Raw genomic sequence first — 19,434 nt, 5'->3', positions numbered from 1 at the left:
CTACGCAAATGAGATTCATCTCCTATTCCCAGAATTCGGAAGATGTGCTGCTGTGGCGCGCGCTCGGCCACGTCCAGAACGGCTTCTACATCGACGTCGGCGCCAACGACCCGGAAGAGCATTCGGTCACCAAGGCCTTCTACGACGCCGGCTGGCGTGGCATCAGCATCGAGCCGCTGCCCTCCTTCCACCAGGCCTTCCTCGACCAACGCCCGCGCGACGTCAACCTGGCGATCGCCGCAGGCGCCAGCAACGGCGAACTGACCCTGTATGACACCCCGCAGGTGCGCGGCTGGGCCTCGCCCGAAGCCTCGGTCGCCGAGCTGCACCGTTCGGAAGGCCATGAAGTGGTCGAGATGAGCGTGCCGGTGCGTACGCTGGCCTCGGTCTGCGAAGAACACGTTACCGGTGACATCCACTTCCTGAAGATCGACGTCGAAGGCTTCGAGGGCGAAGTGATCAAGGGGATGGACTTCGCACGCTGGCGCCCGTGGGTGCTGGTGATCGAGGCGACGCTGCCGAACAGCCGCGAGACCAACCACGCGGCCTGGGACGCGGCGGTGACCAGCCAGGGCTACCGCTTCGTGTGGTTCGATGGTCTGAACCGCTACTACGTGGCGGACGAACACCCGGAACTGCTGCAGCACTTCGGCATCCAGCCGAACGTGTTCGACGAATTCATCTCGCACCACCTGGACAAGGCCTGGAAGAATGGCAAGGCGCTCGACAAGCAGCTGCGCGCCACCCAGGAAGATGCGAAGAAGCTGGCGGCCTGGCAGCGCGACCTGGAGGCCCAGCTGAAGGAACGCGCGGCCGAGCTGAAAGAGCGCAACGAGCAGCTGCACGCGAGCATGGCGCAGGCGCGCAACCTGGAAGAACAGATGCGCGTCGCCCAGCAGCAGATCGAGCAGACCGAGGAAGCCAACGCCCTGCTGCAGGACAAGCTGGCCGCCGCCAACGACGCCAACCGCCAGATGTCGGAATGGGCGCGCAGCCTGGACGAACGCCTGCGGGCCACGCTGTCCTCCACCTCGTGGAAGATCACGCGCCCGGTGCGCGCCCTCGGCTACGTCGCGTGGACGCTGCGCCAGCCGAAACTGGCGCGCCGCATCGTCAACCGCCTCACCGCCAACGAACGCCTGCGCCGCCTCCTGATCCCGGTGCTGCGCCGCCACCCGGCGCTCGGCGAGCGCGTGTCGGCCTCCATCGCCGCGGTCAAGCTCGATCCACCGCAGCAGGCGCCGGCCGGCGTCGAAGTCCCGGAAGAACTCAGGGGCCTGCCGGTCTCGGTCCGCAAGGTGCTGGCCGACCTGCAGCGCGCCCAAGCCAAACAGCAGGCAGGACAATAAATGCGTATCGTCATCGACTTCCTCACCACCCCGCAGCCGGCGCCTGAGGCCCTGGCGCTGGCGCGCGAACTGGCGCGCCAGGCCAAGGACCACGAGCTCTGGATCGCCCTGCCCGCCGCCCACGAAGGCGCCTTTGACGCCCTGCGCCTTGCCTTCGATGGCCTGGTGCCGCGCCGCCGCCTGCGTCCCTTCGTGCTGCCCGAGGCAGCGCCGCTGCAGGCGCTGCTGCACCGCCAAGCGCTGGCCAGCCTGGCGCCCGATGTCGTCGTCGGCGAGACGGCCATCGAGGCGCCACCGTTCGCGAGCGTCACCCTGGACGACACAGTCGACGCGCTGTGGCAGCGCGTGCAGGCTGCGCAAGCACCGGCAGCGCCGACCACAGGCGCCAAGCCGCGCCTGGCCTACGTCTCGCCGCTGCCGCCGGAAAAATCGGGCATCGCCGACTACAGCGCCGAACTGGTGCCGGAACTGGCGAACTACTACGACGTCGAGCTGATCGTCGAGCAGGACCTCGTGAGCGACGCGCGCATCGAGCGCTTCCCGCAGCGCAGCGCGGCATGGCTGCGCGAGCATGCGGCCTCCTACGACCGCGTGCTCTACCACTTCGGGAATTCGCCGGCGCACCGTCACATGTTCGAACTGATCCGCGACGTGCCGGGCGTGGTGGTGCTGCACGACTTCTACCTGTCGAACGTGATCGAGCACCTCGAAAACGTGGACTACCTGCCGCAGGGCTTCATCAAGGCCCTATACGAATCGCACGGCTACACCGGCCTGGCCGGCCACCTGAAGCTGGGCCGCCATCCGGCGGTGTGGCAGTACCCGCTCAACAAGGGCGTGCTCGACAACGCCACCGGCATCATCGTCCATTCGGAATACCCGAAGCAGCTGGCCACCGAGTGGTATGGCGAAGGCGCGGCCGACGGCTGGCGCAGCATCCCGCTGCTGCGCGGTAAGCCGGAAGGCGCTGCTTCGCCGGAAGCCCGCGCTGCCGCTAGAACCCGCCTGGGCCTGAAGCCCCAGGAATACGTGGTGTGCAGCTTCGGCATGCTCGGCAAGACCAAGCTCAATGAAGAGCTGCTGGACGCCTTCCTCGCCTCGCCGCTGGCGGCCGACCCGCACTGCTCGCTGGTCTTCGTCGGCGAGAACGATCCGAGCAAGTACGGCGCCAACCTGAGCAAGAAGATCCGCGCCGCGAAATGTTCGGACAGGATCAGGATCACCGGCTTCGTCGACCCGGCCACCTATGCCGACTACCTGGCCGGCGGCGACTGCGCGGTGCAGCTGCGCGGCTCCTCGCGCGGCGAGACTTCGGCCGCGGTGCTGGACTGCCTGCTGTACGGCGTGCCGACCATCGTCAACGCGCACGGCTCCACCGCCTCGATCGACGACCAGCTCCTGATCAAGCTGCGCGACGGCTTCGCCTGCGACGAGCTGGCCGACGCCCTGCGCCGCCTGCGCGCCGATGCCGAGCTGCGCACGGCCCTGTCGCAGCGCGCCCTGGAATTCATGGAGACCCAGCATGCGCCCGCCCACGCCGGCCGCATGTGTTTCGAAGCGATCGAACACTTCGCCACCCGCGGCGCCCGCGCCGGCTACCGCCAGCTGGTGGACAGCGCGGCGCGCGCCTGCCCGCCTGACGAGCTGCCTCTACTTGCCGGCGCGATCGCCGCCAACAGCGCGGCCACCAGCCCGCGCCAGCTGTTCGTGGACGTCTCGGCGCTGGTGCAGACCGACCTCAAGACCGGCATCCAGCGCGTGGTGCGCAGCATCCTGCTGTCCCTGATTGCCAGCCCGCCGCCGGGCTTCCGGATCGAGCCGGTGTTCGGCACCGGCGGCAACCGCCCCTACCACTACGCGCGCAACTGGGCGATGAAGCTGGTGGGCGAGACCGGCCTGGCGGTCGAGGATGCGCCGATCGAGATGCGCCCCGGTGATGTGTTCCTGGGCCTGGACCTGTACATCAGCGGCGTGGCCCAGAACGAACAGCTGCTGCAGTCGATGCGCGATCGCGGCGTCGAAATCTACTTCGTGGTCTACGACCTGCTGCCGGTGCTGCGTCCGGACGTGTTCCCCTTCGGGACCGAGGACGGCTTCGCCGATTTCCTGCGCACCGTGCACCGCGTCTCCGACGGCATCCTGTGCATCTCGCGCGCCGTGGCCGACGAATTCGCGGCCTGGGTCGAGGCCAAGGGCTTAAGCCGCAGCAAGCCGCTGCAACTGGGCTGGTTCCACCTCGGCGCCGACATCAACGCCAGCGCGCCGAGCACCGGCCTGCCGCCGGACGCGTCGCAGGTGCTGGACGCCCTGCGCCGCCGCCCGAGCTTCCTGATGGTCGGCACCGTGGAGCCGCGCAAGGGCCATGCCCAGACCCTGGCCGCTTTTGATCTGCTGTGGGAACGCGGCGTCGACGTCAACCTGGTCGTGGTCGGCAAGCAGGGTTGGATGATGGAAGCCGTGGCCGAGCGCATGAACAGCCACCCGGAAAAGGCCAAGCGCCTGTTCTGGCTGGCCGGGATCTCGGACGAAATGCTGCTCAAGCTCTACGGCGAATCGGCGGCCCTGCTGTCCCCGTCCGAAGGCGAAGGCTTCGGCCTGCCGCTGATCGAGGCCGCGCAGTACGGCATCCCGATCGTCGCGCGCAGCCTGCCGGTGTTCCGCGAAGTGGCGGGCGAGCACGCCTATTACTTCAGCGGCCTGGCGCCGGAAGACCTGGCGCAGGCGATCGAAGCCTGGCTGGAGCGCCGCCGCGACGGCCGCATCCCGGAATCGAAAGGCATGCCGTGGCTGACCTGGAACCAGAGCGCACGCCAGGTGCTGGCCGGCCTGGTACGCCAGCGCTGGTATCGCACGCTGCCGGCGACCCTGCCGGACGCCAAGCTTGACGACGAACCGGAAGGCGATGCGAAAGCGGCCTGAATCCGCTAAGCGGGCCAGTACCCTGTGGCGCTTCGCGCTGCTGCTGGCGCTCGCCCTGGCGGCCCTGTTCGTGGCGCGCCCGGTCTCGCTCAGCGGCGACATCCTTGAGTACTCGGTGAACACCGTGGGCATCGCCGCCCACGGCACGCCGGACCTGCGCATCGAGGACTTCGAGCGCACCAAGGCGCTGGCGCCGGAGCGCTTCACATCGCTGTTCCAGATGCTGCAGGACGAGATCCGGCGCGGTGAGCAAAACGTCTACCCGGCCTTCGCGCGCGGCCAAAGCGGCAACGTCTACAGCGTCCACTTCTTCGGTTATCCGATGATGGCCGCCCTGCCGCTGCGCCTGATGGAAGCGGTAGGCCAGGAGCCCTTCAAGGCTTTCCAGGTCGTGAACCTGGTCTTCGTGTTCGTGCTGGGCCTGGCCCTGCACCGCTTCTTCGGCTCGAGCTGGCGCGCCGCGCTCGGGCTGGCGCTGTTCATGCTGTGCGGCGGCATGCTGTACTGGAACTGGTCGAGCCCTGAAACCGTGGGCGCAGCAAGCTTGCTGGCTGCTTTGCTGCTGTTCACCGGCGGCATGCCGGTGCTGGGGAGCCTGCTGGCGGGCCTCGCCGCCCAGCAGAATCCGACGATCGTATTTTTCTTCCTGTTCGCGCCTTTCATTCGCGCCGCCGTCGGCAGGATGCAGCCGGTTCCGCCCGTCACGCTGGTGCGCCTGTTCACCGCCCTCGGCCTCGGCCTGGTAGTAGCCGCCATCCCGGTGCTGTTCAACCTGATCGAATACGGCGTGCCGAACCTGATCGCCAGCCGCTTCTCGCGTCCCTCGCTGATCGGCAACACCCGCCTGGTCTCCTTCTTCTTCGACCTGAACCAGGGCATGTGGCTCGCCATCCCGGGCGTGCTGCTGGCGCTGCTGGCGGCGCGCGGGCGCGCGCTGCGCCTGCTGCTCCTGTGCTTCGCCTTCACGCTGGCGCTGGCCTTGCCCGCGCTGGCCGTGATCAACTGGAACTCGGCCGCCGCCGGCCCGATGCGCTACGCCTTCTGGGCCGCGATGCCGCTGCTGTTCGCCCTGCTGGCGATGCTGCGCGAGCTGCCGCGCTGGCGGCTTGCCCCATTGCTGGTCGTGATTGCCGTGCAGGCCCTGGCCATGGCCCATGCGGTCCGCTACGAATATAATGAATTCAGCCCGCTGGCCCGCCTGATGCTGCGCCACGCACCGCAGCTGTACTACCCGGAGCCGGAGATTTTTGCGGAGCGCATGGCCCATCACGACAACTGGGTCGAACCCGACCGCGTGCACAGCTTCTATCTGGACGGCCAGCGCTTCCGAACCCTGGTCAACGATGCCGATTCGAAGGCCGCCGCCAGCCTGTGCGGTCCCGGCGCCAAGCTGGCGCCCGACAATGCCTTTACCCGCAGCGCGCGTGGCTGGCGCTACATCGACGGCCCGATCCTGTGCGTGGCCAAGGGCGTGCGCCAATATACCTGGCTGGCCGACGACATCCGCGCGAGCGGCTCGTCGGACGGCGCGCGTTCGCAGTTGCGCCTGCATCTGCCGGCCGGCATCCGTGCCGCCACCCTGGTGCTGCGCGGGTCGTACCCGACTGGGACCGGCCGTACACGCGTGACCGTGGGCGGGCTCGATCTCGGCTGGCATGCGCTCGAGGACACGCCAGCGATTGCCCTGCCCGCGGCCGCGCAGACCGCCGTGCTGGACCTCACGCTCGAACATCAAGCTCTTGGTGCTGTCATCCTGCAGGAAGTCAGCGTCCGCCCCAAAACTGGAAGTACCCCATGAACGCACCTTCGACCACCAACATGAACCTGCCTGCTACCGGCGCCGACGCTGCCCTCCACGCGCTGGCCGCGTCCGGCGCGATCGCGGTCGTGATCCCGAGCTACAAGGTCACGCGCCACATCCTGGGCGTCATCGCCGGCATCGGTCCGGAAGTCACGCGCATCTACGTGGTCGACGACAAGTGCCCGGACGGCAGCGGCGCTTTCGTGCGCGAGAACTGCCGCGACCCGCGCGTGGCCGTGCTCGAGCACAGCGAGAACCAGGGCGTGGGCGGCGCCGTGATGACCGGCTACCGCGCCGCCATCGCGGACGGCGCCAAGGTGATGGTCAAGATCGACGGCGACGGCCAGATGGACGGCGCCCTGATCCCGAACTTCGTGGCGCCGATCCTGGCCGGCGAAGCCGACTACACCAAGGGCAACCGCTTCTTCAACCTGGAGCGCCTTGGCGCGATGCCGCCGCTGCGCCTGTTCGGCAACGCGGTGCTGTCCCTGATGACCAAGCTGTCCTCGGGCTACTGGGACCTGTTCGACCCGACGAACGGCTACACCGCGATCCACGCCGACTGCGCGCGTTTCCTGCCTTTCGACAAGATCAGCAAGCGCTATTTCTTCGAATCGGACATGCTGTTCCGCCTGAACATCCTGGGCGCGGTGGTGGCCGACGTGCCGATGGACGCCGTCTACGGCGACGAAGTGAGCAACCTGAAGGTCTCGAAGATCGTCACCGAATTCCTGTCCAAGCACATGCGCAACTTCGGCAAGCGCATCTTCTACAACTACTACCTGCGCAACATGTCGGTGGCCTCGATCGAACTGCCACTGGGCATCCTGCTCACCGTCTTCGGCACCGTCTACGGCCTGATGCACTGGATCGCTTCGGCCCGCTCGGGTGTGGGAACGCCGGCCGGCACCGTGATGCTGGCGGCGCTGCCCGTGATCATGGGGGTGCAGCTGATCCTCGCCTTCCTGGCCCACGACGTGGCCTCGGTGCCGCGCTACCCGCTGCACAAGAAGACCCTGTTCCGCAGCAAGCCGGCCGCAGCGCCTGCAGAGCCGGAGGCATGAGTTTGTCCGCACTTGCCGCAAAACTGTTTAGCCGCCAGTTCGCCCTCTTCATCACGGGCGGCCTGATCTGCGCGCTGGCCGACATCGGCCTGATGCAGCTGCTGCTGCAGGGCGGCATGCAGGCCACCCTGGCTGCCAGCGCCGGCTTCGCGGCCGGGCTGCTGGTCAACTACGCCTTCCACAGCCGTGTTACCTTCAATGCCGCGGCCAATCCGGCCAACTTCGCGCGCTACCTGTGCGTAGTCGGGGTCAATTACCTCTTGACCATTGCCTGTGTAGCGGCCGCAGGAGCCGCCTTTGCCAACCCGCTGGCCGGGAAGCTGCTGTCGCTGCCGCTGGTGGCGGTCAACGGCTACCTGCTCAGCAAATACTGGATCTTCAAGTGATGCAAGCCCTGCGTTTCGCCCCTGTCCAGAACGACCCGGCCACCCTCGCCAAGTACGGCGCGCTGTTCGCCGCCTGCTTTCCCGGCACCGACAAGTTTACGCCTGCCTACCTCGACTGGCTGTACGTGGCCAATCCGGACGGCGCGGCGGTCGGCTACGACGCCTGGGACGGCGAACGCCTGGCGGCGCACTACGTGTGCGTGCCGGCGCGCGCCTGGGTCGAGGGGCAAGAGGTGCGGGTGCTGCTGTCGCTGAACACGGCGACCCATCCGGACTACCAGGGCAAGGGCCTGTTCACCAAGCTCGCCGCCATGACCTACGAGGCCGGCGCCGAGGCTGGCTTCGACGGCTGCTACGGCGTCGCCAACGCCAACAGCACGCCCGGCTTCGTGCGCAAGCTCGGCTTCCAGCTGGTGCGCCCGCTGGAAGCACGCGTCGGCCTGGGCGCGTTGCGCCATGCACCGAAGCCGGCGGCCGGCGAGCTTTCGTTCGAACGCAGCTGGAGCCCGGAAGCCCTGGCCTGGCGCTGCGCCAATCCGCACAACCGCGTGCATCGCCGCAGCAATGGCAGCCGGCTGCAGTTCCACGCTGCCGCCGAAAAGGGCGTGCCGGCCTACGCCGAGCTGGACAAGGCGAGCGTCGCCGTCTCCGTCGACGGCCAGGAGCGTTCCGCCTTCCCGCTGCGCCTGTTCATCGGCCTGGCGCCGGACGCGACCAGCAACTACTGGAACTACGCCAGCATCCCGGCACGGCTGCGTCCGTCGCCACTGAACCTGATCTGGCGCGCCTTCAACGCGCGCGTCCCGCAGCTGGACGCGTCCCGCATCCAGTTCACCTTCCTCGACTTCGATGCCTACTGAAACGGCGCACGCCGCCCTGTTCCTGTTCGCGCACCAGGACGACGAGTTCGGCGTGTTCCAGCGCATCCTCGACTGCCGCCGGCGCGGCCTGCGCGTGGCCTGCGCCTACCTGACCGACGGCCAGACCGCCACCGCTTCGGCCGCCCAGCGCAACCGCGAATCCCTGGACGTGCTGGCGCGCCTGGGCGTGGCGCCTGAGGACGTGTCCTTCGCGGGCGGCGAATTGGGCATCGGCGACGCGCGCCTGCCCCAGCACCTGGGCAAGGCGGCGGACTGGATCGGCAACTGGCTCGATCGCTATCCCTTGATCGATTCGCTGCACGTGACGGCCTGGGAAGGCGGCCACCATGACCACGACGCGCTGCATGCCTTGGGCGTGACCCTGGCCGCCGAACGGGGGCTGCTGGGACGCACCCGGCAATTCTCGCTGTACCAGGCCAAGGGCCTGCCGGGTCCGCTGTTCCGGGTGCTGGCACCGCTGCCGGAAAACGGCGCGGCGGTCGCCATGGCCATCCCATGGCGCCAGCGCCTGCAACACCTGGGCGCCTGCCTGTCCTATCCTTCGCAGCGCAACACCTGGATCGGCCTGTTCCCCTTCGTGCTGCTGCACTACCTGCTGCGCGGCGTCGAACAGTTGCAGCCGGTGGCGCCGGCGCGCCTGAATGAACGTCCGCACGCGGGCGCACTCTACTACGAGAAACGCAAGTTCTTTACCTGGGAGCAGATGCAGCAGGCGCTTTCCGCCTGGCGCTCCACCCCATCCCTCCAATAACCTGTGATGATGAAGACCGATACATTTATCTACAGCGCAGACAGCGTCGACAGCAATCGGCAGCGCATGATCCTGGGCGGCGTGCTGCTGGCCGTGCTGGCCTGGCTGCTCTACCGTAACCTGGGCCTGAATCCCGCCATCTTTGCCGACGAGTGGTACTACAGCAAGATGGCGCGCCTGATGCCGCTCAGCGAAGCGATCGTGCCGTCCTACCTCTACCTGTGGCTGGCACGCGGCTCCCTGTCCTGCGGCACCGATTTCCTCGACTGCATCCGCGTCGGCAACGCCCTGTTCTTCGCCGGCGCCGGGGTCTTCCTCTACCTGGTGGCGCGCGTCTACCTGCGCCCCCTGCTTGCCGTGCTGCTCACCGCGATGGCTCTGCTGGCGCCGGTCAATATCTATACGGCCTATTTCATGCCGGAAGCCATGTATTACTTCGGCTTCGCGGCGCTGGCCTGGGTGGCGCTGTCGCCCCGTGCATGGTCGCCGCTGCAGCGCGCGCTGCTCGCCGGCCTCGTGCTGGGCCTGATGAGCCTGGTGAAAGTGCATGCCCTGTTCCTGATGCCGGCCACCAGCCTCTACCTGGCCGTGAATGCCTGGATGGAACGCCGTCAGGCCGGCAATGGCCGCGCCATCGGCGAAGCCCTGCTGTGCGCAGCCATCGCGCCGGCGCTGGCGCTGGGCATCAAATTCGGCCTCGGCTACCTGATCGCCGGCGAATCGGCCCTGAGCCTGTTCGGCAGCTTCTACAACCAGACGGCCGCCGGCAGCGCCCCGCGCTCGCGCCTGGACCTGATCGCGCCGGCCCTGGTCAACGGCCGCGGCCACCTGATGGCCATGGTCATCCTGCTGGCCCTGCCGCTGGCCATGTTGCTGCACGCCATCGTCAGCCCTAGCGCGCGCCGCGACGCCAGCCCGGCGCTCAAGCGCCTGCAGCTGTTCGCCTTCCTGATGCTGGGCTCGGCCGCCGGCATGACCATCGCGTATACCGCCTCGATCGTGGCCCAGGGCCCGCACGAGATATTCCGCCTGCACCTGCGCTACTACAGCTTCGCCTTCCCGCTGCTCATGATCCTGGCCGCCAGCGCGCTGCAGCGCCCGGCCGGCATGCCGCGTCCGCCGCTGGGCTGGCTGGTGGCCCTGCCGCTGGCCGCGGTGCTGCTGTTCGCCCTGTCGCGCCTGCCGGGCTTCTCGACCAACCCGGTCGACGGCCCGGAAATTTCCTCGATCAAGCTGAACGAATGGACCGGCTGGCTGGTGATCGGCCTGGACATCCTGGTGCTGGGCCTGTGGGCCGCCGGCAAGCGCATCGCCGCGCCACTGTTCGTGTTCGGCGCGCTGCCGCTGATGCTGGTGCTGGGCACCCAGGAAACCAACCGCTTCCTGTCGCAGCTGAAGCCGGGCTGGGCCGCCGACCACGGCGCCCGCTTCGCACGCGACTACGTGCCGCGCGCCGAGCACAACGACATCACCGTGGCCACCACCGGCCTGCAGGAAGTGATGCGGGCGCAGTTCCACATCGATGCTCCGGATACCGCCATGCTCGACCTGCCCACCGACGCCCCGATTCCCGAGTACCAGATCCCCATGCGCAAGAAATGGCTGCTGGTGATCGGCAACCATGCCTTGCCGCCGGGTGTGACGCCGGTCAAGCAGGGCGAGGGCTACGTGCTGGTGCGCCTGCAGAACGCCCAGGACAAGGTGCTCGGCAGCACGCATCTGTCGCAGCCCTGGGGCAGCGGCCTGCTGGCCGGCGCCGAAGGCATGTCGGACGCCGAAGGCTTCGGGCGCTGGTCGGATGCCAAGCGGGTGGTGCTGCATTTCAAGGAGCCACTGCCCAAGCAGGCGCGCGTGATGCTGACGGCAATGGCCTACGGCATCAACACCACCCTGCCCTTCACCATGCAGGTCGGTAGCGACAGCAAGCAATTCCGCCTCGGACCATCGCCACAGGAAATCAGCCTGCGCTTCACCACCGACGGCGCCCAGCGCAGCCTGGTCATCGACGTGCCGCAGCCGGATTCGCCCGCCACCCGCGGCAGCACCGACAAGCGCAAGCTTGGCATCGGCATCACGGACGTGACGGTTGCCGACATCAGCCTGCCGGAACCGAGCGCACAGGCGGTCCAGGCCTCCCGCTAAAGCACAAGGGGCCTGATCTGTATCAAACGCAGCAGGCCCTGTGTGCGCTCACGAACGGAATGACAAGGGCCGTCCCGATACAGTGAATTCCACACCGGCCGCCTTCTCGGCCGGATGCATCGGGACATTCATGGCAACTGGATCGGACAAGGACAAGCACCTCGAGAAACCACTGGACGTACAGGGTGGCGGCCAGAGCGTGGGGGTGCAGGCCATGGGCGAAGTCGAGGGCAATGCGGTCTCGCCCTTCACCGGCCCCGGCGTGAACCACTGGCAGGCCGGCTACATCAGCCGCGAGGGCATGGACGACCGCGCCAACATTTTCTTTGCCGCCGTCGAGATGACGCGCATGCCGATGATCATTACCGATCCCAACCAGGAGGACGATCCCATCGTCTTCGCCAACGGCGCCTTCTTCGACCTCACCGGCTACCAGGAAAAAGACGTCGTCGGCCGCAACTGCCGCTTCCTGCAGGGGCCGGACACCGACCGCGGCACCGTGGCCGAAGTACGCAAGGCCCTGCGCGAGCAGCGCGCGGTGGCGGTCGACCTGCTGAACTACAAGGCCAACGGCGAGCCCTTCTGGAACGCCCTGTTCATCGGCCCGATCTTCGACCAGCACGGCAAGCTGCTCTACTTCTTCGCCTCGCAGATGGACATCACCGAGCGCCGCAGTACGCTCGAATCGAACCTGCAGGCGCAGAAGATGGAAGCCATCGGCCAGCTGTCGGCCGGCATGGCGCACGACTTCAACAACCTGCTGCAGGTCATCAACGGCAACCTCGAGCTGGCCCTGCTCATTGCCGGCAAGACGCCGGCCGCGGCCGAGCCGATCCGGCGCGCCCAGCGCGCCACCATGCAGGCCGGCAAGCTGACCCAGCAGCTGCTCAGCTTTGCGCGCAAGCAACGCCTCGAGCACAAGTGCGTCAACCTGAATTCGCTGGTCGTCGATTTCTCCGACATGCTGGTGCGCACCCTGGGCGACAAGCTCGAGCTGCGGCTCGACCTGCGCCCCGGCCTGCCGTCCTGCTCGATCGACCCGACCTATCTGGAAATGGCCCTGCTCAACGTCGTGATCAACGCGCGCGACGCGATGCCGGATGGCGGCACGGTGACGGTCGGCACGGCCGTGGTGAGCGAGGAGCGGCGCCTCGCCAACCGGCTGCCGCCGGGCGAATACGTCGCCATCTGCGTGCTCGACCAGGGCGAAGGCATGCCCCCGGACGTGCTCAAACGCGCCACCGAGCCCTTCTTCACCACCAAGGGCCTGGGCACCGGCCTTGGGCTGGCGATGGTGCACGGCTTCGTCCAGCAGTCGCAGGGCCGGCTCGACATCGAGAGCGACCCGGGACGCGGCACGCGGGTGCGCATGATCTTCCCGGTGGCGCAGCAGGCGCGGCACGAGGACGACGGCCAGCACGGCATCGCGGCGCAGGCCGAGGAAGCGGGCCGCAAGTGCCGCATCTTGGTGGTGGAAGACAACGAGGACGTACGCGAACTGGCCGAAGCCATGCTGGCCGCGGCCGACTACGACGTGCTGTCGGCCCCGAGCGGCGAGCGCGCGCTGGAACTGCTGAAAGAAGAAACGGTGGACCTGGTGTTCACCGACGTGATCATGCCGGGCGGGATGAACGGGCTGCAGCTGATCGAACAGGTGCATGCCAGGCGGCCTGAGATGCCGGTGCTGGTAACCACTGGCTACATGGATGAACTGCCGGCGCGCGGGGCGCGCGACAAGTCACTGGTCGTGCTGGCCAAGCCTTACCAGCATCAGGATTTGCTGGATCGGGTGCATGCGGCCTTGCATGCCAAAAGGGCCGCGTAAACGTAGGGTGGGCGGATCTCCCGCCCACGCGTTCAACGGTCACCGGAACCGCCGCGACATATCACATGATCGCGATCACCGCGTGGGCGGGAGGACCCGCCCACCCTACGATACGGCGGTCATGTTGGTCCGCCGATCGAAACCATAAAAATCAGTTGGTACGCGGCCCGCCACCCAGCAGGAAGGCCAGCTTCTGCTTGCCCTGCTTGCTGTTTGATGCCGTCGGCGTCACGGTTTCCTTGCGCGCCGCGCTCGACGGCTCGTAAGGCTTGAGGAACCACGGATCGACCTTTTCGCGGCGCGGCGTCGGGCTGTAGCCGCTGCTGCGCGGCGGACGTTCGCCACGCTCGCCGCCACGCGGCGCACCCTCTTCACGGCGGCCACGGCGTTCGCCGTCGCGGGCGAATTCACGGCCGCCTTCACGCGAACCCTCGCGCGCGCGGCTCGACGGTGCCACGAAGCCCGGCAGCTCGCCGCGCGGGACGGTCTGCTTGATCAGCTTCTCGATGTCGGCCAGCAGGCGCTCGTCCTTGTCCGAGAACACCGACAGCGCGTCGCCCGAGGCGCCGGCGCGGCCGGTACGGCCGATGCGGTGCACGTAGTCTTCGGCGTTGTACGGCAGGTCGTAGTTGATCACGCAAGGCAGGTCCGAGATGTCGAGGCCGCGCGCGGCCACGTCGGTCGCCACCAGCACTTCCACCGAGCCGCCCTTGAAGGCGTCGAGGGCGGCCATGCGTTCCTGCTGGGTCTTGTCGCCGTGGATGGCGGACGCCTTGATGCCCTTCTGCTCGAGGTGGCGCGACAGGCGCGACGCGCCGATCTTGGTGTTCGAGAACACGATCACCTGCTTCAGGTTGCGCTCGCGGATGATGTGCTCGACCACGTCGCGCTTGAGCTCCTCGTCGACCTTGTAGACGATCTGGGTGACCTTGTCGGCGGTGGCGTTGCTGCGCGCGACTTCGATCAGGACTGGATTATTCAGGAAGCTGTTGGCCAGCTTCTTGATCTCAGGCGAGAAGGTGGCCGAAAACATCAGGTTCTGGCGCTGCTTCGGCAGCAGGTTGATGATGCGCTGCAGGTCGGGCAGGAAGCCCATGTCGAGCATGCGGTCGGCTTCGTCCATGACGAGCATCTGCACCTGGCCCAGGCTCAGGTTCTTCTGCTCGATGTGGTCGAGCAGGCGGCCCGGGGTGGCGATGACGATCTCGACGCCAGCCTTCAGGGCCACGGTCTGGCCCTTCATGTCCATGCCGCCGAACACCACGGTGGAACGCAGCGGCGTGTGGCGGCAGTAGGCCTTGACGTTGTCGGCCACCTGCACCGCCAGTTCGCGGGTCGGGGTCAGCACCAGGGCGCGCACCGGGTGGCGCGCCGGCGACATGCTGCTGTTGGCGCTGGCCAGCAGCAGCTGGATGATCGGCAGCGAGAAGCCGGCGGTCTTGCCGGTACCGGTCTGGGCGGCGCCCATGACATCGCGCCCCTGCAGCACCAGCGGGATCGCCTTGGCCTGGATCGGGGTCGGGTGCTCGTAGCCCTGGTCGCTGAGCGCGCGCAGGATTTCCGGCGCCAGGCCGAGGTCGGTGAAACGCACGGTCGGCGCTTCGTCCGCCTTCACCTGCTCGACTGGCGCCGCCAGGGTGATGTCGTCGGGTTCGGCGCTGGGAGTATTCTGGATATCAGACATATTCTTGTTGGACAGTATTTCGTTAGCTCTACGGCTGCGCCTGCGGGCACAAATGGGCCTGCGCGGAACGTTTCCAAATGGGACGGCGGACCGGTGACGGAGCGCGTGTTCCGCGGAGGCGCCGCACCGAAAAGGGGCGCGGCCGGGCGGACGTAGAGGCACTTTAGCGGGCTACACGATACCTGAAATCCACCCCCCTGTATATAAGGGTCTGTTTTCCGGGCGGTTTTCGGCGTAAATACCCGGCATGGACGGTTCAGGGCGCCCAGCCGCGCTGCTGGGCCGCGCGCTCGGCGGCCGGGTCGAGGGTGGCGCCGACGATACGGGCGTCGATCGCGGCCTGGACCGCCGGCGGCAGGGTGCTGCCGTCGAGCCAGGCGGTGCCTGCCTGCGGCTGGGCCAGCACCGGGATAGTCCAGCGCCCGCCGCCGCGGCAGGCCAGGCCGGCGGTGGTGTCGACCACGAAGCTGCGGCAATAGCTGCCGTCCTTCGAGACGAAGGTGACGCCGATGCGGACCCCGGTCTCGGAAGGCCCGGGGCTGGCCAACTGGCCACCGAGGGCCTCGACCAGGCGCCCGCGCGCCACCAGGGCGCCGTCGCTCGCTTCCAGCATCACGATGCCTGGATCGGGCGCCAGTTCCTGCCAGCCGAGTGCGCCGCCGACGGCGCCCAGGACCAGGGCCGCGCCCAGCGCCAGCCAGTGGCGCGGGGTCCAGGCGGGACGGCTCGGCGCGGGCGGCGGCGGTGGCGGCGCCATGCGTCCGGGACGGATCGTGTCGAGGTGGACCACCTTGCCCCCGCCGGGGGGCAGCGGATGGCGGTGGCGCCCGCCCCCGTCGTGGCCGTTGGCCGAGACGCTGAAGATGTGGGATCGGCTGGCGGAACGCCCGCTGCTCTCGCGCCGGTGCTGGGCGATGCGGGCGGCCAGCACCGGATCGGCGCGCATGGCCCGCTCGACCGCCGCGCGCGCCGGCTCGGCGAGCTCACCGTTGATGTACGCGATCAGGAGGTCGTCCGAGAATTTCATGCCAGTCAGGAAGTGATCAAACCGTGTTCGTCGAGGACGTCGTGCAGCAGCTCCAGGCGGATCACGGGGTTGTCGAGCATGAGCATATGGTGCTTCTGCTGGTTCGGCAGCGGCAGCAGTTCGCACCAGCGGTTCGCCACCCAGCCGCAGTCGTCGAGCCGGAACGGCGGCTGCACCGGCCAGCGGTGGCGCGGCACGTCGTGCAGCGAGGACAGCACGCGGTCGAGCGCGTCGGAAGCGCCCTGCAGTTCGGACGGCACGCGCACCTCGTGGTCGTCCTCGACCAGTTCGGCTTCGGCCATCCACAGCCCGTTCAGGCGCTGTTCGGCGGTGACCACCGAGAAGCGAGAGCCGCCGCGGCACAGCACCTGCAAGAGGCCCGGCGAGGTGGTGGTGGTTTCGGTGACGGAAGCGATGGTGCCGGCCGCGGCGAAGCGTTCCGGCTCGCCATCGGGCTGGCGCACCTCATGTCCCTGGGTCAGCAGCACCACGCCGAAGGGCGTGTCCTCGGTGAGGCAGCGGCTGATCATGTCGAGGTAGCGGACCTCGAACACCTGCAGCGGCAGCACCCCGTCCGGGAACAGCACCGTACTGAGCGGGAACAAGGGCATGGAAATCGTGGACATGATGCCCATGATGACAGAATCGCAGCGGGAGCGGGAGCACGATTGGCATCGCGCCGGAGGGCTTAATCCGGCCCTTGCAAGGGCATGGTTCTCAAGGCGTGGCCGAAGTTGCCGAGTCGCCAGCGCAGCCGCTCCAGCCCGGGATCCGGCATTGGCACCACGCGCAGCTTCAACACTCCGCCGGGGAGTACGGGACAGGGAATCTCGCGCTCGCCGGCCTCCTCCACCGGCAAGCGGAATTCGGCGCCCGGCGCCAGCTGCACCGGGCCAAACACCAGCGGCGCCTTGCTGGCATTGCGCAGCAGCAGCACGTCCTGCACGCCCAGGGTCAGGCGCACCACGGCGGGCGTGTCGGCGCCGCGTACTTCGAGCATCAGTTCATGGCTCGCGCCGCGCAGCGGCCACAGCATGCCCCATAGCAAAACCAGCAGGATGAGACCGGCGAGCCCGGCCAGCGGCCAGTGCCGGCGCAGCAGCGGCGGCATCATCGGGCACGGGGCGCGCGAGCGCCATGCAGGCAGGGTAGGAAAACATCGAAATGTTGCATCAGATAAATTTTCAGCGATAATGCTATTGCTTTACGCATACAGGTGGCGTGCGCCCCAGCACAGCAAGGATGCGTATCCTACCCTCTTTGCGCGCGTTTCCGATCAACCCGCCACCACGGCGCGCCCACGCGACGACCAGATGCCGCAGTCCCAGCCTTCCGACCAGTCCAGCCGCCTTCCCCTGCCCGACTCCGGACAGATGCCGCTGCTGCTGGCGATGCTGGTGTTCCTGATCACCCTCCTGGTGACCTTCACCGCCTGGAGCAGCGCCAAGGACAGCGCCGAGACCCAGCTGCTCGAGACCTTCGACTACCGCACCCGCGACATGGTGTTCAGCATCAGCCGCCGCATGGCCGTGTACGAGCAGGTGCTGCGCGGCGCGCGCGGCTACCTGCGCGGCTCGGTCGAGCTCGAGCGGGGCGACTGGGAGCGCTACTACCGCCTGCTGCGCCTCGACCAGTCCTTCCCCGGCATGGAAGCGCTCGGCATCGCCACCATCGTCCCGCCGGAGCGCCTGGCGGCGCACGAAGCGGCCATGCGGCGCCAGGGACACGAAGCCTACGTCGTGCATCCCCAGGGCCCGCGCGAGGTCTATACCGCGATCACCCACATCGAACCCTTCGGCGGACGCAACCTGCGCGCCTTCGGCTACGACATGTTCAGCGAACCGGTGCGCCGCGCCGCCATGGAGCGCGCGCGCGACAGCGGCCAGGCCGCCCTGAGCGGCAAGGTGGTGCTGGTGCAGGAGGGCATTGCCCACGAAGGACCGGGCGGCCAGCAGGCCGGCGCCCTGATGTACCTGCCGGTGTACCGCGCGGGCGAACTGACCGGCACCGTCGAACAGCGCCGCCGCGCCATCGTTGGCTGGGTCTATGCGCCCTTCCGCATCAACGACCTGATGAAGGGCCTGGGCGGCGCCCATTCGACCGACCTCGAGATCGAGATCCACGACGGCGAGCCGGCCGACGGCGCTACCCTGCTGTACCGCTCGCCGAACGTCTCCAACGGCGCCAACGAAGGCGCGCGCCTGCGCGCCAGCGCCCAGATCGTCCCCGCCGGGCGCACCTGGACCATCACCATGCGTTCCAGCGCCGCCCTGGAGACGAGCATCGACAACACGCGCCCGTGGCTGGTGGCAGTAACCGGCGTCGGGCTCAGCTTCTTGATCAGCCTGGTGGTGTGGCTGCTGGCCAGCGAACGACGCCGCGCGCTGCAGCTGGCCCAGGGCATGACCCTCGAGCTGCGCCAGTCGCACGACCAGATCGCCAGCGAGCAAAAACGCATCCAGGTGATCCTGGAAAACGCGCCGGACGCCTTCGTGGCGATCGACGCCCGGGGCCGCATCACCGACTGGAACGCCCAGGCCAGCCGCCTGTTCGGCTGGAGCGCGGCGCAGGCGATCGGACGCGATGCGCAGGAGCTGCTGCCGGAGGAACACCGCGCGGCCTTCAAGAGCGGCTTCGATGCATTCGCGCGCAGCGGCCACTGCCCCATGCTGGGCGCGCCGACCGAACTGCCGGTGGTCGACCACGAGGGCCGGCGCATCCCGGCCGAGGTGACGGTGGCGGTGCTGGCGCTGGGCGATGGCTTCGGCGCCACCGCCTTCGTGCGCGACATCCGCCAGCGCAAGGAAGCCGAAGCGCGCGAGCTGCAGCGCCAGCGCGGCCTGGACGAAGCGCGCCAGCTGCTCGGCCGCGCCCAGAAGCTGGAAGCGGTGGGCAAGCTGACCGGCGGCGTGGCGCACGACTTCAACAACATCCTGCACATCATCAGCGCCAACGTGCAGCTGATTCTGCGCACCGACAACAGCCAGCGCAAGCGCCTGCTCAGCATCCTCGACGCGGTCGAACGCGGCTCGAAGCTGGCCGGCCAGCTGCTCGCTTTCGCGCGGCGCCAGCCGCTGCATCCGCTCGAGGTGCACGTCGACGCCCTGCTGGAACGCATGGACAGCCTGGTGCAGCGCGCCGCGGGCGACCACATCACGCTGGAAAAGCGCGTCCCGCCCGCGCTCTGGCCCACCCTGGCCGACCCCAACCAGCTCGAGAACGTGCTGCTCAACCTGGTGATCAACGCGCGCGACGCGATGGAAGGGAACGGGCGCATCGTGCTGGCGCTGGAGAACGTCCACGTCGAGGACGACGCGGTGTTGGCGCCGGGCGACTACGTCACGGTGGCGGTCGCCGACAGCGGGCACGGCATGCCGCAGGACGTGATGGAGCGCGCCTTCGAGCCCTTCTTCACCACCAAGCCCGAGGGCAAGGGCACGGGCCTCGGCCTGTCGATGGCGCACGGCTTCGCGCGCCAGAGCGGCGGCGACATTCGCTTGGCGAGCGAGCCCGGCAAGGGCACCACGGTGACGATCTACCTGCCGCGCCATGTAGCCACGGCGCCGGTGGCCGTGTCCGTATCGCATTGAACGGTTTTGTCGGGT

At 68.2% G+C, this 19,434-nt stretch carries 14 protein-coding genes; 10 read left to right on the top strand and 4 right to left on the bottom strand.

Going from position 1 to position 19,434, the window contains the following annotated elements; translation table 11 throughout:
* The first annotated feature begins 8 nt into the window (after positions 1 to 8).
* The 9 genes from GV068_RS19535 (at position 9) to GV068_RS19495 (ending at position 13,118) form a co-directional block, all read left to right on the top strand.
* The gene (locus GV068_RS19535; protein ID WP_159701677.1) at positions 9 to 1,349 is read left to right on the top strand and encodes an FkbM family methyltransferase; all 1,341 of its coding nucleotides are present in this window, start codon (positions 9 to 11) and stop codon (positions 1,347 to 1,349) included.
* Complete coding sequence (locus tag GV068_RS19530; RefSeq protein WP_159701674.1) at positions 1,350 to 4,268, top strand: glycosyltransferase; 2,919 nt, start codon at positions 1,350 to 1,352, stop codon at positions 4,266 to 4,268.
* Positions 4,252 to 6,066 (top strand): hypothetical protein, encoded by a 1,815-nt coding sequence (locus tag GV068_RS19525; protein WP_159701671.1) that lies wholly within the window; start codon positions 4,252 to 4,254, stop codon positions 6,064 to 6,066. The genes GV068_RS19530 and GV068_RS19525 overlap by 17 nt, the downstream gene beginning before the upstream one ends.
* Before the next feature lie 20 nt (positions 6,067 to 6,086).
* The gene (locus tag GV068_RS19520) at positions 6,087 to 7,133 is read left to right on the top strand and encodes a glycosyltransferase family 2 protein (protein ID WP_159705268.1); all 1,047 of its coding nucleotides are present in this window, start codon (positions 6,087 to 6,089) and stop codon (positions 7,131 to 7,133) included.
* Positions 7,130 to 7,519, top strand: a complete 390-nt coding sequence (locus tag GV068_RS19515; RefSeq protein ID WP_159701668.1) for a GtrA family protein — start codon at positions 7,130 to 7,132, stop codon at positions 7,517 to 7,519. Before GV068_RS19520 ends, GV068_RS19515 begins: the two co-directional genes overlap by 4 nt.
* Positions 7,519 to 8,379: a GNAT family N-acetyltransferase gene (locus GV068_RS19510; protein WP_159701665.1), complete on the top strand. Its 861-nt coding sequence runs from the start codon at positions 7,519 to 7,521 to the stop codon at positions 8,377 to 8,379. The genes GV068_RS19515 and GV068_RS19510 overlap by 1 nt, the downstream gene beginning before the upstream one ends.
* Positions 8,369 to 9,151 (top strand): PIG-L deacetylase family protein, encoded by a 783-nt coding sequence (locus tag GV068_RS19505; RefSeq protein WP_159701662.1) that lies wholly within the window; start codon positions 8,369 to 8,371, stop codon positions 9,149 to 9,151. The genes GV068_RS19510 and GV068_RS19505 overlap by 11 nt, the downstream gene beginning before the upstream one ends.
* 6 nt (positions 9,152 to 9,157) lie before the next feature.
* Positions 9,158 to 11,293, top strand: coding sequence for a hypothetical protein (locus GV068_RS19500; protein ID WP_229464347.1), 2,136 nt, complete (start codon positions 9,158 to 9,160; stop codon positions 11,291 to 11,293).
* A gap of 130 nt (positions 11,294 to 11,423) precedes the next feature.
* Positions 11,424 to 13,118, top strand: a complete 1,695-nt coding sequence (locus tag GV068_RS19495) for a histidine kinase famiy protein (RefSeq protein WP_159701659.1) — start codon at positions 11,424 to 11,426, stop codon at positions 13,116 to 13,118.
* A 151-nt stretch (positions 13,119 to 13,269) separates the two neighbouring features.
* Here the strand turns inward: GV068_RS19495 and GV068_RS19490 are convergent, their stop codons facing one another.
* From GV068_RS19490 to GV068_RS19475, 4 genes are all read right to left on the bottom strand, one after another.
* The gene (locus GV068_RS19490; protein WP_159701656.1) at positions 13,270 to 14,802 is read right to left on the bottom strand and encodes a DEAD/DEAH box helicase; all 1,533 of its coding nucleotides are present in this window, start codon (positions 14,800 to 14,802) and stop codon (positions 13,270 to 13,272) included.
* A 256-nt stretch (positions 14,803 to 15,058) separates the two neighbouring features.
* Positions 15,059 to 15,829, bottom strand: a complete 771-nt coding sequence (locus GV068_RS19485) for an anti-sigma factor (RefSeq protein WP_159701653.1) — start codon at positions 15,827 to 15,829, stop codon at positions 15,059 to 15,061.
* Between the two features lie 5 nt (positions 15,830 to 15,834).
* A complete protein-coding gene (locus GV068_RS19480; RefSeq protein WP_159701650.1) occupies positions 15,835 to 16,455 on the bottom strand; it encodes an LON peptidase substrate-binding domain-containing protein in 621 nt (206 codons plus the stop codon).
* 62 nt (positions 16,456 to 16,517) lie between these two features.
* The gene (locus tag GV068_RS19475; RefSeq protein WP_229464345.1) at positions 16,518 to 16,865 is read right to left on the bottom strand and encodes a hypothetical protein; all 348 of its coding nucleotides are present in this window, start codon (positions 16,863 to 16,865) and stop codon (positions 16,518 to 16,520) included.
* Between the two features lie 277 nt (positions 16,866 to 17,142).
* Here GV068_RS19475 and GV068_RS19470 point away from each other — a divergent pair, with 277 nt between their 5' ends.
* Positions 17,143 to 19,419: a CHASE domain-containing protein gene (locus GV068_RS19470; RefSeq protein ID WP_159701644.1), complete on the top strand. Its 2,277-nt coding sequence runs from the start codon at positions 17,143 to 17,145 to the stop codon at positions 19,417 to 19,419.
* The last annotated feature ends 15 nt before the right edge of the window (positions 19,420 to 19,434 follow it).

Source organism: Massilia sp. 9I (assembly GCF_902506415.1).
GTDB lineage: Bacteria > Pseudomonadota > Gammaproteobacteria > Burkholderiales > Burkholderiaceae_D > Telluria.
The sequence above is the reverse complement of the archived record's forward strand: the minus strand, read 5'-3'. Positions and strand labels throughout refer to the sequence as shown.

Bases quoted from the DNA above. Each gene is read 5' to 3' on its own strand.
- GV068_RS19480 (WP_159701650.1), bottom strand. From the start codon at position 16,455: ATGTCCACGATTTCCATGCCCTTGTTCCCGCTCAGTACGGTGCTGTTC.
- GV068_RS19535 (WP_159701677.1), top strand. From the start codon at position 9: ATGAGATTCATCTCCTATTCCCAGAATTCGGAAGATGTGCTGCTGTGG.
- GV068_RS19470 (WP_159701644.1), top strand. From the start codon at position 17,143: ATGCCGCAGTCCCAGCCTTCCGACCAGTCCAGCCGCCTTCCCCTGCCC.
- GV068_RS19525 (WP_159701671.1), top strand. From the start codon at position 4,252: ATGCGAAAGCGGCCTGAATCCGCTAAGCGGGCCAGTACCCTGTGGCGC.
- GV068_RS19485 (WP_159701653.1), bottom strand. From the start codon at position 15,829: ATGAAATTCTCGGACGACCTCCTGATCGCGTACATCAACGGTGAGCTC.
- GV068_RS19500 (WP_229464347.1), top strand. From the start codon at position 9,158: ATGATGAAGACCGATACATTTATCTACAGCGCAGACAGCGTCGACAGC.
- GV068_RS19475 (WP_229464345.1), bottom strand. From the start codon at position 16,865: ATGCTGTGGCCGCTGCGCGGCGCGAGCCATGAACTGATGCTCGAAGTA.
- GV068_RS19530 (WP_159701674.1), top strand. From the start codon at position 1,350: ATGCGTATCGTCATCGACTTCCTCACCACCCCGCAGCCGGCGCCTGAG.
- GV068_RS19490 (WP_159701656.1), bottom strand. From the start codon at position 14,802: ATGTCTGATATCCAGAATACTCCCAGCGCCGAACCCGACGACATCACC.
- GV068_RS19495 (WP_159701659.1), top strand. From the start codon at position 11,424: ATGGCAACTGGATCGGACAAGGACAAGCACCTCGAGAAACCACTGGAC.
- GV068_RS19520 (WP_159705268.1), top strand. From the start codon at position 6,087: ATGAACCTGCCTGCTACCGGCGCCGACGCTGCCCTCCACGCGCTGGCC.
- GV068_RS19510 (WP_159701665.1), top strand. From the start codon at position 7,519: ATGCAAGCCCTGCGTTTCGCCCCTGTCCAGAACGACCCGGCCACCCTC.
- GV068_RS19505 (WP_159701662.1), top strand. From the start codon at position 8,369: ATGCCTACTGAAACGGCGCACGCCGCCCTGTTCCTGTTCGCGCACCAG.
- GV068_RS19515 (WP_159701668.1), top strand. From the start codon at position 7,130: ATGAGTTTGTCCGCACTTGCCGCAAAACTGTTTAGCCGCCAGTTCGCC.